The sequence below is a fragment of the Mycobacterium sp. NPDC050441 genome (assembly GCF_040655355.1).
Classification (GTDB): domain Bacteria; phylum Actinomycetota; class Actinomycetes; order Mycobacteriales; family Mycobacteriaceae; genus Mycobacterium.
This window is the reverse complement of sequence record NZ_JBFAJS010000003.1, coordinates 106,860-122,018: the sequence shown is the minus strand read 5'-3', so window position 1 is coordinate 122,018 and position 15,159 is coordinate 106,860. Positions and strand designations below refer to the sequence as shown.

General features: G+C 65.8%; 12 protein-coding genes. 9 read left to right on the top strand and 3 right to left on the bottom strand.

Annotated elements, in window-relative coordinates; all coding sequences use genetic code 11:
* Positions 1–38: 38 nt before the first annotated feature.
* From AB0I14_RS09565 to AB0I14_RS09555, 3 genes are all read left to right on the top strand, one after another.
* The gene (locus AB0I14_RS09565) at positions 39–773 is read left to right on the top strand and encodes a TIGR02206 family membrane protein (protein ID WP_358019422.1); all 735 of its coding nucleotides are present in this window, start codon (positions 39–41) and stop codon (positions 771–773) included.
* A 110-nt stretch (positions 774–883) separates the two neighbouring features.
* Positions 884–3,766, top strand: coding sequence for an MMPL family transporter (locus AB0I14_RS09560; RefSeq protein ID WP_358019419.1), 2,883 nt, complete (start codon positions 884–886; stop codon positions 3,764–3,766).
* A gap of 641 nt (positions 3,767–4,407) precedes the next feature.
* Positions 4,408–5,817 carry a DUF4185 domain-containing protein gene (locus AB0I14_RS09555; RefSeq protein ID WP_358019416.1) on the top strand — a complete coding sequence of 470 codons (1,410 nt, stop codon included), beginning with the start codon at positions 4,408–4,410 and terminating at the stop codon, positions 5,815–5,817.
* Here AB0I14_RS09555 and AB0I14_RS09550 read toward each other — a convergent pair.
* Both AB0I14_RS09550 and AB0I14_RS09545 read right to left on the bottom strand, forming a co-directional pair.
* The gene (locus AB0I14_RS09550; RefSeq protein WP_358019413.1) at positions 5,789–6,442 is read right to left on the bottom strand and encodes a TetR/AcrR family transcriptional regulator; all 654 of its coding nucleotides are present in this window, start codon (positions 6,440–6,442) and stop codon (positions 5,789–5,791) included. The genes AB0I14_RS09555 and AB0I14_RS09550 overlap by 29 nt on opposite strands.
* Entirely contained in the window at positions 6,439–7,779 is a 1,341-nt protein-coding gene (locus AB0I14_RS09545; protein ID WP_358019410.1) for an aromatic ring-hydroxylating dioxygenase subunit alpha, read from the bottom strand. Before AB0I14_RS09545 ends, AB0I14_RS09550 begins: the two co-directional genes overlap by 4 nt.
* Positions 7,780–7,880: 101 nt before the next feature.
* On the opposite strand from AB0I14_RS09545, the gene AB0I14_RS09540 reads away from it, so the two are divergent.
* Together AB0I14_RS09540 and AB0I14_RS09535 are read left to right on the top strand one after the other, a co-directional pair.
* On the top strand, positions 7,881–9,641 hold the full coding sequence (locus tag AB0I14_RS09540) for an amidohydrolase family protein (RefSeq protein WP_358019407.1): 1,761 nt from the start codon (positions 7,881–7,883) through the stop codon (positions 9,639–9,641).
* Between the two features lie 18 nt (positions 9,642–9,659).
* Complete coding sequence (locus AB0I14_RS09535) at positions 9,660–10,673, top strand: alpha/beta hydrolase (protein ID WP_358019404.1); 1,014 nt, start codon at positions 9,660–9,662, stop codon at positions 10,671–10,673.
* Here the strand turns inward: AB0I14_RS09535 and AB0I14_RS09530 are convergent.
* Positions 10,618–11,235, bottom strand: a complete 618-nt coding sequence (locus AB0I14_RS09530) for a TetR family transcriptional regulator (RefSeq protein WP_358019401.1) — start codon at positions 11,233–11,235, stop codon at positions 10,618–10,620. The two genes, AB0I14_RS09535 and AB0I14_RS09530, sit on opposite strands and share 56 nt — an antisense overlap.
* A gap of 132 nt (positions 11,236–11,367) precedes the next feature.
* Here AB0I14_RS09530 and AB0I14_RS09525 point away from each other — a divergent pair, with 132 nt between their 5' ends.
* The 4 genes from AB0I14_RS09525 to AB0I14_RS09510 all read left to right on the top strand — a co-directional run bounded on the left by AB0I14_RS09525 (position 11,368) and on the right by AB0I14_RS09510 (position 15,137).
* Positions 11,368–12,318 (top strand): metal-dependent hydrolase, encoded by a 951-nt coding sequence (locus AB0I14_RS09525; RefSeq protein WP_358019399.1) that lies wholly within the window; start codon positions 11,368–11,370, stop codon positions 12,316–12,318.
* Positions 12,311–13,477 (top strand): hypothetical protein, encoded by a 1,167-nt coding sequence (locus AB0I14_RS09520; protein ID WP_358019397.1) that lies wholly within the window; start codon positions 12,311–12,313, stop codon positions 13,475–13,477. Before AB0I14_RS09525 ends, AB0I14_RS09520 begins: the two co-directional genes overlap by 8 nt.
* Before the next feature lie 62 nt (positions 13,478–13,539).
* On the top strand, positions 13,540–14,580 hold the full coding sequence (locus AB0I14_RS09515) for a DUF2993 domain-containing protein (RefSeq protein WP_358019395.1): 1,041 nt from the start codon (positions 13,540–13,542) through the stop codon (positions 14,578–14,580).
* Positions 14,580–15,137 carry a chorismate mutase gene (locus AB0I14_RS09510; protein WP_358019392.1) on the top strand — a complete coding sequence of 186 codons (558 nt, stop codon included), beginning with the start codon at positions 14,580–14,582 and terminating at the stop codon, positions 15,135–15,137. The genes AB0I14_RS09515 and AB0I14_RS09510 overlap by 1 nt, the downstream gene beginning before the upstream one ends.
* The last annotated feature ends 22 nt before the right edge of the window (positions 15,138–15,159 follow it).

Genomic DNA, 15,159 nt, shown 5'->3' with positions numbered 1-15,159 from the left:
AATCGTTCCCTGCGATGAAACGGGGGAGTTGATCGAATTTGTTGGCTGCGCAACGCGAGTTCTCGGCATACGGGCCGTCGCACCTGGTGGTGCTGGCGGTGTTCGCGGTCGGCGCGGTGCTGCTGCTCGTGATCGGTCGCCGGCAGACCCAGTCGCACGCCCGAATCCTGAGCCGTGTCCTGGCGGTTGCGCTCATCGCGGCCTTTCTCGTGGCGCTCGCCTACAAGCTGGTCGACCCCACGGTCGACACCTCGGTACCCCTGCAGCTGTGCGACCTCGCGGAACTCGCGGCGGCGTATGCCCTGTGGTCGCAACGGCATTGGGCCTTCGTACTCACCTATTACTGGGGCCTGGTCCTGAGCTCACAGGCGTTGATCACGCCAGACATCGGTACGGCCAAAGACGGCGCTCCGGACTTTCCCCACCATCTCTTCGTCACGTTCTTCACGCTTCACGTGCTCGTGGTGTGGGCGGCCATCTATCTCACCTGGGGGAGAGGGATGCGGCCGCGTTGGCGTGACTACGGCTTCGCGGTCGTCGCGACGCTCGCGTGGGCGGCCGTCACCTTCACCTTCAACGTGGTCACCGGATCGAATTACGGCTACCTCAACCGGAAGCCGCCCACCGCGTCATTGCTGGACGTTCTCGGCCCGTGGCCCGTATATCTGCTGGCCGAGGTCGTGATCGTCATCATCGTCTGGGCGCTGATGACCTGGCCGTGGGAGCGCATGCGCCGTAGCTGTGAGGTAGCTGTCAGTGGACCGGCAAAGTGATTATTGACACTTACACTTTGACAGGCTAGGTATATTACGCGCGATTGCGAATGTGTATCGCTTGCGACCTGTCCCACCGGGCGACAGTGGCCTGATCGAAGGGGCGGGTTGTGCAGACCAAGGCAACGGGCACGAGCGCGGGACCGGATAGATCGGGCATCGCCCGCGTCATCCGTGTGCTGGCCGTGCCCATCCTGCTCGGCTGGGTGGCCCTGACCATCCTGACGAACGTTTTCGTCCCACCGCTTGAGAAAGTCGGCGAAGAGAACACCGTCGGGCTGAGCGCAAAGGACGCGCCGGCGATGATCGCCATGCGCAAGATCGGGAGCAACTTCCAGGAGTTCGATTCCGACAGCAACGCCATGGTGGTGCTGGAAGGCGAGCAGCCCCTGGGCGACGACGCACACCACTACTACGACGGCATGGTCGACAAGTTCGAGGCCGACACCGCCCACGTGCAGCACGTGGCCGATTTCTGGGGCGACCCGTTGACGGCCTCGGGTGCGCAGAGCAACGACGGCAAGGCCGCCTACGTCCAGCTGTACCTTCGTGGCAACCAGGGCGAGACGCTGGCCAACGAATCAGTTGCCGCAGTGCGTGACATCGTCAACCAGTCATCGCCCCCGGCCGGGATCAAGGTGTACGTGACCGGGGGGGCGCCGCTGGTTTCCGATCAGCACCACGCCGGCGACAAGAGCGTCGCCCGGGTCACCGCCATCACGCTCGTGGTGATCGCGGTGATGCTGCTGCTCGTCTACCGCTCGATCGCCACCATGATCCTGGTACTGCTCATGGTGTTCATGGAGCTAGGTGCTGCCCGAGGCATCGTGGCACTCCTGGCCCATACCGGCGTCATCGGCTTGTCGACCTTCGCGGTCAACCTCCTGACGTTGATGGTCATCGCGGCGGGAACCGATTATGCGATCTTCGCGATCGGTCGCTATCAAGAGGCGCGTGGTGCCGGTGAAGACCGGGAAACCGCGTACTACACGATGTTCCGCGGTACCTCTCATGTGGTGCTCGGGTCCGGCATGACGATCGCCGGCGCGATGTTGTGCCTGAGTTTCACCCGCCTGCCGTACTTCCAGACCATGGGCGTGCCATGTGCGGTGGGCACGTTCGTCGCGGTCATCGCCGCGCTGACGATGGGCCCGGCGGTCATCGTGATCGGCAGCCGGTTCGGGCGTTTCGAGCCCAAGCGCAGTATCCGGTCGCGTGGCTGGCGGCGGGTCGGCATCGCGGTGGTCCGGTGGCCCGGTCCGATCCTGGCTGCGACGTTGGGCCTGGCACTCATCGGCCTGCTCACACTGCCGGGTTACAAGACCAATTACGACGCCCGCAAATACCTGCCCTCCGACCTGACCGCCAATGTCGGATATGCCGCCGCGGAAAGGCATTTCAGCGCCGCGCGGATGAATCCGGAATTGCTGATGATCGAGACCGATCGCGACCTGCGAAACCCCGCAGACTTTCTCGTCATCGACAAGATCGCCAAGGGGATCGTCCGCGTCCCCGGAATCTCCCGGGTGCAGGCCATCACCCGGCCCAACGGCCGCCCGATCGAGCACACGTCGATTCCGTTCCTGCTCAGCAGGCAGGGCACGCTGAACACGATGAACCGGAAGTACAACCAGGACCGGATGGCCGACATGCTGGTTCAGGCCGACGAGATGCAGAAGACCATCGACACGATGGAGCGGATGTCGCAGCTGACCCTGCAGATGGCCGACATCACTCATTCGATGGTCGCCAAGACCAAGACGATGACTCTCGACATCGCCGAATTGCGGGACAATTTGGGCGATTTCGACGATTTCCTGCGTCCGCTGCGCAATTACCTCTACTGGGAGCCGCACTGTTTCGACGTCCCGCTGTGCTGGTCGATCCGGTCGATGTTCGACACCCTTGACGGGATCGACCCCTTGACCGATGACGTCCAGGAGCTGCTGCCCGACCTTGAGCGCCTGGACACATTGATGCCGCAGTTGGCCGCGTTGATGCCGCAGCAGATCGAGACCATGAAGAGCATGAAGACGATGATGCTGACGCAGCGGGCCACCCAGGCCGGTCAGCAGGATCAGATGGCCGCCATGCAGGAGAACTCCACTGCGATGGGCAAGGCCTTCGACGAGGCGCGCAACGACGATACGTTCTATCTCCCGCCGGAGGCCTTCGACAACAAGGACTTCAAACGCGGCATGAAGAGCTTCATCTCACCCGACGGAAAGTCGGTGCGGTTCATCATCAGTCACGAGGGCGATCCCGCGACGCCGGAGGGCGTCAACCATGTGGAGCCGATCAAGCTGGCGGCCAAGGAAGCGCTCAAGGGCACGCCGCTGGAGGGCTCCAGGATCTATCTGGCGGGTACCGCGGCCACCTACAAGGACATGAAGGACGGGTCCTTCTACGACCTGATGATCGCCGGAATCGCCGCGGTGTCACTGATTTTCATCATCATGCTGCTGATCACGCGCAGCGCGGTGGCGGCAGCGGTGATCGTCGGCACGGTGCTCTTGTCCCTCGGCGCGTCCTTCGGCCTTTCGGTGCTCGTCTGGCAGCACCTACTCGGGCTGGAACTGCACTGGATGGTGTTGGCGATGTCGGTCATCCTGCTGCTGGCGGTCGGGTCCGACTACAACCTTCTGCTGGTGTCCCGCTTCAAGGAGGAGCTGTCCGGTGGCCTGAAAACCGGCATCATCCGGGCGATGGCGGGCACCGGTTCGGTGGTGACCTCGGCGGGTCTGGTGTTCGCGTTCACCATGGCATCGTTCGCGTTCAGTGATCTCAAGGTCATGGCACAGGTCGGCACCACCATCGCGCTCGGCCTGCTGTTCGACACTCTGATCGTGCGGTCTTTCATGACCCCGGCGATCGCGGCTCTACTGGGCCGGTGGTTCTGGTGGCCGCAGGTCATCCAGTCGGCGGCGTCGAAGCGGCGGCTGGCCGGGTTGCAGCGCGACCCGGACGTCCAGAGCGTCCACGCAGTCCCGTAAACGTAACTGCCCACGTGTGAGCTGAAACGCTCGCACGTGGGCAGTCCTGTCTGACTACTTCTTGTTGCCCCCAGGCCGCGGCGGTGGCGGCGGCTTGGCCTTGGTGGTCGGCTCGAATTTGCCGCCCTTTTTCGGATCGAACGTTCCTGCCATGGTGATCCCTCTCGCTCGTTTCGATAGTTCCACCACTGCCCACCGTAGCCACGAACTCACGACGGCGCAGCGAACAGCGACGAACAGCGGAATTACCGCGGGTGGTTGGGATATCGACGGTGATAGCCGCGGTGGATCCGCTAGCTGCCGGCGCTACAGCGAACGGTCGGCGGGCCGATGCCGGCGGGCAGTTCGGCGACGCCGGCCATGCCTTCGGCGATAAGGGCGCCAAGACTGCCTGGAGCCTGGTCCGAGCACTGATTATCCGCGCCGCCGGAGCAAACCCCCAGGTCAGCCCCCATCGAACCGCGGGAATGCAACACGCCGGGCCGGTTGCGACACGGTCACGGGACGGTACCTATCGGTGCATCACTGGTCACATCGACACCATTGATCACTAACGTCACATCAGCCAACTGTGACGTCATGCCGACGTCCCTGCATTGGGAAGGTGTGACATGTCGCGACGTCCTCGAGGTGCTTCGACGATGGCAGCGGCGGCCGCAATCGGATTAGTCGTCGCCGTCGGAGTAGCGCCTTCGGCATCGGCCGAACCCTGTGAAGGCGCTGCCGCGGCCGCGCAACCCCTCCCGAACCAGGCCTTCCAGATCCCCAAGCCGTCCCGGCTCGCCCCCCTCAACCGGCCGATCGGGCACATGCCCGCGGGGGCCAATGACCGCGCTCCACTGCCCAAACTCGGGCAGCTGCCGTTGGCTCTGCTCAAGGCGCTGATGCCGAACACCGGACAGGTCAGGCAGAAGGCGGCGGTTGTCCCGGCGCCCAATCCTGGTGGCGCCCAGCCCGTCCCGAATGCAGCTCAGCCCGCACCGGCTCCGGCCGCAGCTCAGCCCGCTCCGGCTCCGGCTGCCCAACCGGCCCCGGGTGCGCCTCCCGGCACGTCGATCGTCGGGTGGGTGACCGGCCCCGACAGCCCGAATCAGACGATCAAGCGCTTCGCCATCACCGGCACTGACCTCGGGATCATGTGGGACAACGGCGATCCGGCGAACCGCCAGGTACTGATGGCCTTCGGCGACACCAACGGTTACTGCGGCATTCCCGGCAAGCAGTGGCGGTACAACGCGTTGTTCCGCAGCCAGGACGGCTCGCTGTCGCAGACCGTCGCCGTGCCCGACGGTGTGGTGGCCAACAGGTATTCGGGTTCTCCCGTGTGGCGCCAGGGCATTTCCAAGCAGATCATCAACAGCATCGGCCGGGCGCCGGAGGAGACGGGCATCATTCCGACGGCGGGAGTCGCCGTCGGGCGCAACCAGTATCTGAACTTCATGTCGATCAGGAACTGGGACAGCCCGGGAGCGTGGTCGACCAACTTCTCGGCGATCGCGATGTCGCCGGACAACGGCGAGAACTGGGGCGTCTACCCCGGGACCATCCGCCCGCCCGGCGGAGGCAATGAGAACTTCCAGATGGGTGCGTTCCTCAAGCCGGGCCCCGGCGATCCGTACATCTACACGTTCGGGACACCGAACGGCCGAGGCGGATCGGCGTACCTGGCACGGGTATCTCCTGCGCTGATTCCGGATCTCACGAAATACGAATACTGGAACGCCGACAACAACGCGTGGGTGCCGGGCAATCCGGCGGCGGCGACACCGGTGATCCCGGGGCCGGTGAGCGAAATGTCCGCGCAGTACAACACGTATCTCAAGCAGTACCTGGTGCTGTACGGCAACGGGATGAACGATGTCGTGATGCGGACCGCGCCGGCGCCGCAGGGCCCGTGGGGGCCCGAGCAGTTGATCGCACCCTCGTCGCAGATCCCCGGCGGCATCTACGCGCCGTACCTGCATCCGTGGTCGACGGGCAAGGAGCTGTATTACAACCTGTCGCTGTGGTCGGCCTACAACGTCATGCTGATGAAGACCGTGCTGCCCTGACCCGACCGTTGACCTGCCTCAGCGGCGCCAACAGCGCGTCGAGGCCGTACTCGAACACCGCGTCGTAATCGGTGGGGGACTGTAGCGCAGCGACGAGATCCTGATCGGGCCAGTCGGCGGTCCACAGGGACGGGTCCTCCTCCTGGTGCCGGGGGCCGCGCACCGCCGAAAACTGCATCACCGCAGAGGAAATCACATGTACTTCCACCGCGCGGAGCACCAGTGCCGCACGGGCCCCGGTAACACCCAACTCGGACAGTTCGGTCGCCAGCCGCTGCTGCACGGGCAGGAACAACGTCGGGGTGCGGTCCCGCTCGTGGGCGACCCCCAACAGATGCTGGCGGCGGATCAGCAGGCTGCGCTGGTTGCGGGCGAGCGCGGCAATCCGATTCACCGGAGTGTCGCCCTCCATGGGCAATCCGGCCATCTCGGCGACCAAGCGGTCGACCAGACTGTCGAAGAGCGCGTCTCGGCCGCCGATGTGCCAGTAGATCGAGGTGACGGCCACGCCGATGCGCTCGGCCAGACCCCGCATCGAGAACGCTTCGACCCCATCCTTTTCGATCAGGCATGCCGCCGCATCGAGGATGACGTCGGCGTCGATCGCCTTCGACTTCGGACTCATCCGCCGGCTTCCGCTTCGGCGATGCATTCGGCCTCGGGGAGTTCGAGGTAGCGCTCCAGGTTGCGGTGCATGTTGATGATTCTCCGCTCCTCGGCGGACAGGACCAGGTGAGTGAAGCCCGGCTGGTGCAAACCGCGCTGCAGGCCGGTGAGTACGGCGATGTCCTGGCTCATCACCACGCCGGGGTGGGCGTCGGCGGCGCTCATCCGGACATCCGTCGGCCTGATCCGCGGTGCCTGCGGTGGCGTGCGGGTCATCAGGGTCATCACGAGCAGGCCGCGGTCGGGATCAGGCCCGGGCAGCGACGTCATCACCGTCAGATGATCGGCGCTGGCCAGCAGGGTCAGGTTCGGGAAGATGTTGTACTGGTGCAGGCACATCACCTGGAGGGTGCTGGCCCAGCTGATGTCGACACCGCGTCCGGCCGCGAATTCCTTGATCTGTGTGGCGATCACGTCGGCCACCGTCTGGCCGGGGGATTGCCGCTCACGGGGGAACGGTGTTCCTTCGGCCATACCCATCAGGGGACCCTGGGTGTACACGTAGGCGTCCCACACCTCTTCGTCGCTCAGCGCGCCGGCCAGCCGGGGGCTCGGGACTCCGTACAGTGATTCGGATTTGCCCGTGTGGCCCCAGATCTTCTGCGGCGCGTAGACGTCGTTCATGCACCGATGCAGTTCGGGATGCAGGGTCTGGACGTGGTAGGTCTCGCTGTAGCCGTCGGCGATGGTTTTCCAGTTGGCCTCGACGTCGATGGTCATCGTTGCGTAGCAACGGAAGTCGCCGAGCCCGCACCAGGCGATGTCGCCGGGGACCGCCTCCAGGTAGTCGGCCAGGGGCATCGCCTCGGGATCGAGGTTGACGAAGACCAACCGTTCCCAGGTGTCGACCTGCACCGGCGCCAGCGGGAACTCGGACATGTGCACGGTGCCGAACCCCTTGCGGTTCGGGATCCGCTTGAGCGCGCCCGCCAGATCCCACGTCCAGCCGTGGTAGCCGCATTTCAGTTCCTGCAGTGACGAACCGGTGCCGGTGCACAGCGCGTTGCCGCGGTGGCGACACGCGTTCTGGAAGGCGCGCAACTCGCCGTCGTCTCCGCGGACGATCAGTATCGAATAGGGGCCGCAACGATATTCGAAGTAGTCGCCGGGTTCGGCCACGTGATCGACCGTGCACGCCGCCTGCCACACCCGCGGCCACATGCGCTGCACTTCGAGTTGCGCGAACGCCGGGGATACGTAGCGCTCGGCCGGCACCAGGGTGGGGCGTTTGGGCGGGTCGCCGATCGCGTCCACCCGCCGGGGATTGTCGGTGTCGGCGGCGCTTTGGGTCGTCATGGGACACCTTCCCGCTGGGTAGGACAAATTCGGCACGGCAGTTCTGTAACGGTGTTACATTGCCACCGTAGCGGCCTCCACGCCTCAAGGGAGTTGAAAACGTGTTCGATCTCAAAATCACCGGTGGCACCGTCGTCGACGGGACGGGTGCCGACCGGTTCACCGCCGATGTCGCGATCAAGGACGGCAAGATCGTCGAGGTACACCGCCGCGGTGCCGGCGACCCCGCACTGGTCGGCGACGCCGCCGAAACCATCGACGCCACAGGCAAGATCGTCGCCCCCGGCTTCGTCGACATCCACACCCACTACGACGGCCAGGTCTCCTGGGACGCTGTGCTCGAACCGTCCAGCAACCACGGCGTCACCACCGTGGTCGCGGGTAACTGCGGTGTCGGCTTCGCGCCGGTCCGGCCGGGCCAGGAGCAGTGGCTGATCTCCCTGATGGAGGGCGTCGAGGACATTCCCGGCACGGCCCTGACGGAGGGCATCACCTGGGGCTGGGAAACCTTCGGCGAATACCTGGACGTGATCGGCAAGCGCGAACTGGCCGTCGACATGGGCACCCAGATCGCCCACGGTGCCGTCCGGGCCTACGCGATGGGGGAGCGCGGCGCCCGCAACGAAGCGGCGACGCCCGATGACATCAAGGCCATGGCTGCGCTGGTGCAGGAGGCCATCGAGGCTGGGGCGCTTGGCTTTTCATCGTCGCGCACCATCGCGCACACCGCCATGGACGGCGAGCCGGTGCCCGGCACCTTTGCCGCCGAAGACGAGTTGTTCGCCCTGGGGAGGGCCACTGCTGCCGCCGGAGCCGCGGTGTTCGAGCTGGCCCCGCAGGGGGCGGCCGGCGAAGACATCGTCGCGCCCAAGAAGGAACTCGACTGGATGCGCCGCCTCGGTGAGGAGATCGACTGTGCGCTCAGCTTTGCGCTGATCCAGGTCGACGCCGACCCGAACCTGTGGCGCGAGCAGCTCGACTTGTCGGCGGCGGCGCATCAGGCCGGCAGCCGGTTGTTCCCGCAGGTGGCGGCGCGGCCGTTCGGGATGCTGCTGGGCTTCCCCGGCCACCACGCCTTCACTCACCGTCCGACCTACCGTCGCCTGCAAGCCGAATGCACCCGCGAGGAGCTCGCCGAGCGGCTCGCGGACCCCAAGGTGCGCGCGGCGATCCTGGCCGAAGAAGACCTCCCGATCGATCCGAACAAGCTGTTCGACGGCATGTTCATGCTCGCCCAGAATGTCGCAAACCGCCTGTACCACATCGGGGATCCGCCGGATTACGAGCCGACCGACGAGCGCACCGTTGCGGCGATCGCCAAGCAGCGCGGCCTGGACCCGCTGGCGGCGATGTACGACCTGATGCTTGAGGCCAACGCCGGAGCCATGCTGATGTACCCGATGTTCAACTACTCTGACGGCAACCACGACGCCATCCGGGAGATGCTCACCCATCCGGCCGGCGTGCTGGGCCTGTCCGACGGCGGCGCGCACTGCAGCATGATCTGCGATGCCTCGTACCCGACATTCCTGCTGACTCACTGGGCCCGCGACCGTCACCGCGGCGAGAAGCTGCCACTGGAATACGTCATCCGCAAGCAGTCGCACGACACCGCGCAGCTCTACGGCATGTCGGACCGTGGCGTGATCAGCGTGGGCAAGAAGGCCGACGTCAACGTCATCGATCTGGACGCCCTGACCTTGCACGCGCCGAGCATGGCGTACGACCTGCCCGCCGGAGGAAAGCGGTTGGTGCAGAGCGCAAGTGGCTACGACGCGACGATCGTCAGCGGCACGGTGACCCGCCGTCACGGTGCCGACACCGGGGCCCGCCCGGGCCGGCTGGTGCGCGGGACCCGCTGATCGGCAGGGTCTTTCGCTATGGCGGACTTCCGCTACGACCCGCGTCAGCGTCCGGCGCAACCTCCGGTGCCGGCCGCTGACGCGTTCACCATCCACACTGCCGTTGTCGCCGAAGGAGTTTCGCTGGCGTTCGTCCGCCAGGGCGTCGGCGGCGTTCCACTTCTGCTGGTGCACGGGTATCCCGAGACCAAGCGGATCTGGTGGCGCAACATCGAGGCGCTGGCCGCAGCCGGCTTCGAGGTCATCGTCCCGGACCTGCGCGGCATGGGAGACAGCTCCACTCCGCCCGACGACCAGCACGACATCGTCACGTACTCCCGCGACCTGTACGCGCTCGTCCACGACCAGCTCGGACACGAGTCTTGCCTGATCGCGGCGAGCGACGTCGGGGCCGTCGTCAGCACTGACATGATCCACCGGTTTCCCGGATTCGTCACGCGCTTCTGTGTTTTCAACACCGTCCCGCCCATGGCCGTGGATTACTCGGGAATCGGCACACAACATCCGGGCTCGGTGCGCGGCGCGGCCGACCCCACCGGCGACTACCGCTGGATGCAGGGTGCCTTCCCTGACGAACTCGCCGCGATGCTGCCCACGCCGGAAGCGCGCAGGCAGTGGGTGGCGGCGATGTACACCAATCGGTTGTGGGGCTCGGCCTATGCGTTCACCCAGTCCGACGTGGACTTCATGACCGAGCCGTTCGCCGACGAGGCGAAGTTACGGGGCGGGTGGGCGTCGTACCAACTCGCCTACGGTCGAGCCATGTCCGAGATCCCGCTGATGGATGCGGTCGAGGTGCCCACCCTGGTGCTGTACGGTCCCGACGATCATGTGGTCGGTGAGGACTTCGTACCCCGCACCGAGCGTGCGTTTCTCAATCGTATTGGCCCACTGGTGGTTCCGGGTGCCGGTCACTTCCTGCAGTGGGAGCGCGCCGACATCTTCAACCGGTTGATCCCCGCGGTGTTCGGCGATGTCATCGCGCGCCATCGGCCGGCTGAGCCAGAATCGACCCGCCCAGCCAGCGTCTGAGGAAGCGCCGCAACTCTTCTCGGCTCCGGCCGGGCTCGTTGGGGGCGACGAAGAACGACAGCATGGTGCGGAGCGTGAATTCCACGAGCTCGCGCAGTGCAGATTCGTCGTATCCGTACTTCTCCCAGTCCACGTCGAAGCGCGTGATCATCCGCATGCCGAACGCCTGACCTTCGTCAGAGGCGACATTGACCGAACTGGCAGCGGCCTGCGGACCGGACAACATGATCCGGAGGTGCGGTATGCGGGCGACCTCCTCCAAGGTGAACATGACGCCTTCGGTCATCGCCTCGGCGGGATCGGTGATCCCTCGCACGCTCTCGGCGAGCCGGTCGAGAAAGTCCTCCACCGAGGCGATGGCCGCTGCGTGCATCAGGGTCTCGGCGGTGGGGAAGTAACGGTACACGGTCTGGCGGATGACGCCGAGAGACGCCGCGACGTCGGCGATGCTGATGCCGGTGCCTGTCTCGGCGATCAACTGCACCGCGGCGGCGACGATGCGTTCGGAGGCTTCCTCGTCACTGCTGGGCGGTCGCCCGTCCCACCCGCGCCTACGCGCCACGGTCCGGATTCCTGGCCAGCAACATCTCTGCAGGATATCGCCACCCGCCGTTGACGGGCCGCACCCGCGTGTAGTAATCATACAAAGAAAGCGTTGTTTGTATGATTGCTTGGACGAGCTGAGGTGGCACCGATGACGGATCTGATCGTGCGGAAGATGAGGTTCGCGTTCGCGGACCACCGCGTCCCATTCCTGTGGAACGAGACCAACCCGGCGTTCTCGTCGATGGCCAACGCGGTGTCGTTCCTGGCCATCGCCTTCGAGAAGATGATCGGCCACATGATCACCGAGGCCATGCCTTTCATCACCGATCCGGCGGTCGCCGAGGAGGCCCAGGCTTTCGTCCGGCAGGAAGGTCAGCACTCGATGGCCCACCGCCAGCACGCCAAGGGGCTGCTCAAGACCTATCCGGCGCTCAAGGAAACCCTCGACGAGGTGATCAAGGCATTCGACGACCTGACCGCCGAGACGCCGCTGAAGTACCGGTTGGCCTACACCGCCGATCTGGAGGCCACGTTCACTCCGGTGTTCAAATTGATGCTCGACCATGACGACACGCTGTTCGCTCCTGGGGACGACCGGGTGGCGTCACTGTTCCTGTGGCACTTCGTCGAAGAGGTCGAGCACCGCAGTTCGGCGCTGGTCATCTACGACGCGGTGGTAGACGACCCGTGGTACCGCATGCGGGTTGCCCCGTCGATCTTCAAGCACGTGTGGGCCGTGCTGAGGATCGCCACGGAGGGCTTCAACAAGCACGTTCCGCTGGAGGAGCGTCAGATCGACGCGATGTCGATGTTCGGTATGCAGGCCCGGAAAAAGGCACTGCTGCAAAAGCTTCCGTTCACCAAGACCCCGTATGACGGACCAGTGGCGAATGCGTTCGCGCACCTGCCGGTGCGTGAGATGCTGACTGCCCTCACCGGGGTTGTGCGCAGCCAGATTCCGGGCCACAATCCGGCCCACGAGAAGCTGCCGGTGTTGGCCGACGAGTGGTTCCAGCGTTACGAGGACGGCTACGACGTCACGCTGTGGTACACCGCAGGGGACGCCGCCGACGAGAAAGCGACCACCGCAAATGTCTGATCTGTGTACCCCGACATTCTCGGGTTTGGCAGGGCGCCTGGGCTTTTCGTGTGACACCGCCGGGGGAGTGGCCGAGTTCCGTAATCCGTTCGGGCTGGAGAACTGGACGCTGCCGGTGCTGGAGATCACCGTGATCGTCGGCGCGGTGCTGGCCCTGATCTACGCGATAGTCCGGCTGCGTCGTCACAACGATCCGACCAACCTGGTGCTGTGGTTCGGCGCCATCGCCTATCTGCTGATCATCGAACCGCCGCTGTATTTCCCCGGCGCGTTCGGGATCAGCGAGCATGTCGACACCATGTTCGCCCACAACGTGTTCACGGTGGACTTCCTGTGGGGCCGGCTGCCGCTGTACATCGTGGCGATCTACCCGATGATGGCGACGGTGGCGTACGAGATCGTCCGGATCCTCGGCGTCTTCCGCCGGCGCGGTGTGCTGGTCGGTGCGATCTGCGTCGGGTTCGTCCACCACGCGTTCTACGAGATCTTCGACCACCTCGGCCCTCAGCTGCGGTGGTGGGAGTGGACGCTGGATCATCCGATGAACCAGCCGTTCTTCGATTCGGTGCCGCTGCCCAGCGTGGTGGTGTTCGCCGCGCTGTGGCCGATGTCGCTGGCCTTCTGTGCGCAGCTGTTCGTCGGCCGTCACGTCGAGGACGGCAGGACCTTCACCGGGCTGCAGATCCTCGGCCGCACCATCGTCGTCGGCGTCCTGGCGTCGATCGGAACCGCGGTGCTGCCCCTGCCGGCCACCGTGGGCGCCTCGATCTCGGGGAGCACCACTGTCGGCGGGTTCATCTACGCGGCCGAGCTCGTCGTGATCGCCCTGGTGGCGATTCCTGTTCTGTTCGCTCAATGGTCAAGCCTGCGCAAGGACGGAGATCCCGCGGCCGTGCGCTACGCGAACCCGCTCATCCTGCGCTACGCCGCGGTCTACCTGGCGGTGATGACGGTCCTGTGGCTGACGGCCCTGCCGGCCTACTTCGGCGCGGCCGACGGCGTCACCGCCGACGGCGATCCCATCGGCAGCCTGGTCTACACGGTGATCTGCCTGGTGATCGCGGGTCTGTCGATCGCGGCGGCCGCCACCGTAAATCCCGCTGACCTGCAGCAACAGCCCGAAGTCGCGGCGCCGGGTGTAGCGGCTCACCAGGAATGAGGAGCGAACCCACAGGCGCGCCACCCGGCTGACCGCATGGGTGATGAGGCAGAATTGCGGTGATGCCGACACCGCCGCAACGCCCCGGCGAACCGCCGCGGCCAGGCCGGGGCCCCGTGCCCCCGCCCGACCCGGCCACTCGGCGGTTGCCCCGCCCCGGCCGGCCCGAGGCGCCGACCGAGCAGATCCGGGCGCGCTCTCAGCCGCCGGAGGCCGCGACCGAACAGATCCGGGCGCGTTATCAGCCCCCTGAGGCGTCGACCGAGAAGATCACGAAGCCCCGTCCACCGGCGCCCGGCCGGCCGGCCGGACCACCGCCGGTTCAGCCGCCGGCCGCGACTGACAAACCGCAGCCCGAGCCGAAGAAACGGTCCTCGCATTGGCGCAGTCCGCAGGCGATCATCCTGATTGCGGTCATCGCCGTCTCGCTTGTGGTCATCGGGCTGACCGGCGGTGAGCTGTTCGCCCGCCACAAGGCCGGCTCCCTGCTGGTATCGGTCGCCGAATGTGTGGTGGAGGACAACGCCTCGGTCTCGTTCGGGGTCAATCCGCCGTTCCTGTGGCAGCACATCACCGGGCACTACACCAACATCTCGGTGGAGACCGGAGGCAAGCAGGTGCAGGCCGCCAAGGGAATGACCGCGGACGTGGCGCTGTCCGACATCCGGTTGCAGGGCACCGCGGACTCCAAGGGCACCATCGGATCGTTGACCGCCACGCTGACCTGGACGTCGGCCGGGATCAAGGACACGGTGGCCGAGAACCTGCCCGGCGTCGGATCTTTGGTCACCGATGTGAGCACCGACCCGGCCGCGGGCACCATCACAATGCAGGCCGTCGGGGATACCAAGGTGACCGCCAAGCCCGTGGTGAACAACGGAGATCTGGATCTGCAGGTCACCGACGTCAGCGGTCCGTTCGAGAAAGACACTGTGCAGACGGCCCTGACCGGACTCACGACCAAGCTGAACGACGCCTACCCGCTGGGCATCCACGCAGACAGCGTCGAAGTGACCGATACCGGCGTGGTGGCCAAGTTCTCCAGCCAGAACGCGTCCATCCCCAACGACGATTCCGGCGACGCCTGCTTCGCCAAGCTCTGATGATGGTTCGATTGGCGACCGTCGGGGCGCTCGCGCTCGCGGTGCTCGCCGGTGCGCCGCCGGCCCGGGCGCAGGAGCCCAGCCCGTTGCAGGTGCTTGTCGATGCCGCCGCGCAGCGTCTGCAGACCGCGGATCCGGTGGCCGCCAACAAGTTCCGCACCGGTGGACCGATCGAGGATCCGCAACGCGAACAGCAGGTCATCGATGCGACCACCGCCGAGGCGGGCAGCCGCCACATCGACCCCGCTTACGTGGGTGAGGTGTTCCGGGATCAGATCGACGCGACCGTCGCGGTGGAGTACGGCCTGTTCTCGCAATGGAAGCTGGACCCGGTGACCGCCCCGACGAGCGCACCCGACCTGGCCGCGTCGAGGACCACGATCGACGCGCTCAACCACGCGATGGTCAACGAGATCGCCGACCAATGGCCGACACTGCACTCACCGGCTTGCCGGACCGACTTGATGACTGCGGTCGATGCGGTGGTCTCGGCGCGAAATCTGGATCCGCTGTATCGGCGCGCTCTGGACCACGCCACCCGGTCCTACTGCCGCTGACCAATCGGCGTATTCGGGAATT

What these genes read in the sequence shown, in the direction of transcription:
- AB0I14_RS09545 (WP_358019410.1), bottom strand. Translation starts at nt 7,779, where the DNA reads ATGACGACCCAAAGCGCCGCCGACACCGACAATCCCCGGCGGGTGGAC.
- AB0I14_RS09525 (WP_358019399.1), top strand. Translation starts at nt 11,368, where the DNA reads ATGACGGATCTGATCGTGCGGAAGATGAGGTTCGCGTTCGCGGACCAC.
- AB0I14_RS09535 (WP_358019404.1), top strand. Translation starts at nt 9,660, where the DNA reads ATGGCGGACTTCCGCTACGACCCGCGTCAGCGTCCGGCGCAACCTCCG.
- AB0I14_RS09515 (WP_358019395.1), top strand. Translation starts at nt 13,540, where the DNA reads ATGCCGACACCGCCGCAACGCCCCGGCGAACCGCCGCGGCCAGGCCGG.
- AB0I14_RS09555 (WP_358019416.1), top strand. Translation starts at nt 4,408, where the DNA reads ATGGCAGCGGCGGCCGCAATCGGATTAGTCGTCGCCGTCGGAGTAGCG.
- AB0I14_RS09520 (WP_358019397.1), top strand. Translation starts at nt 12,311, where the DNA reads ATGTCTGATCTGTGTACCCCGACATTCTCGGGTTTGGCAGGGCGCCTG.
- AB0I14_RS09510 (WP_358019392.1), top strand. Translation starts at nt 14,580, where the DNA reads ATGATGGTTCGATTGGCGACCGTCGGGGCGCTCGCGCTCGCGGTGCTC.
- AB0I14_RS09550 (WP_358019413.1), bottom strand. Translation starts at nt 6,442, where the DNA reads ATGAGTCCGAAGTCGAAGGCGATCGACGCCGACGTCATCCTCGATGCG.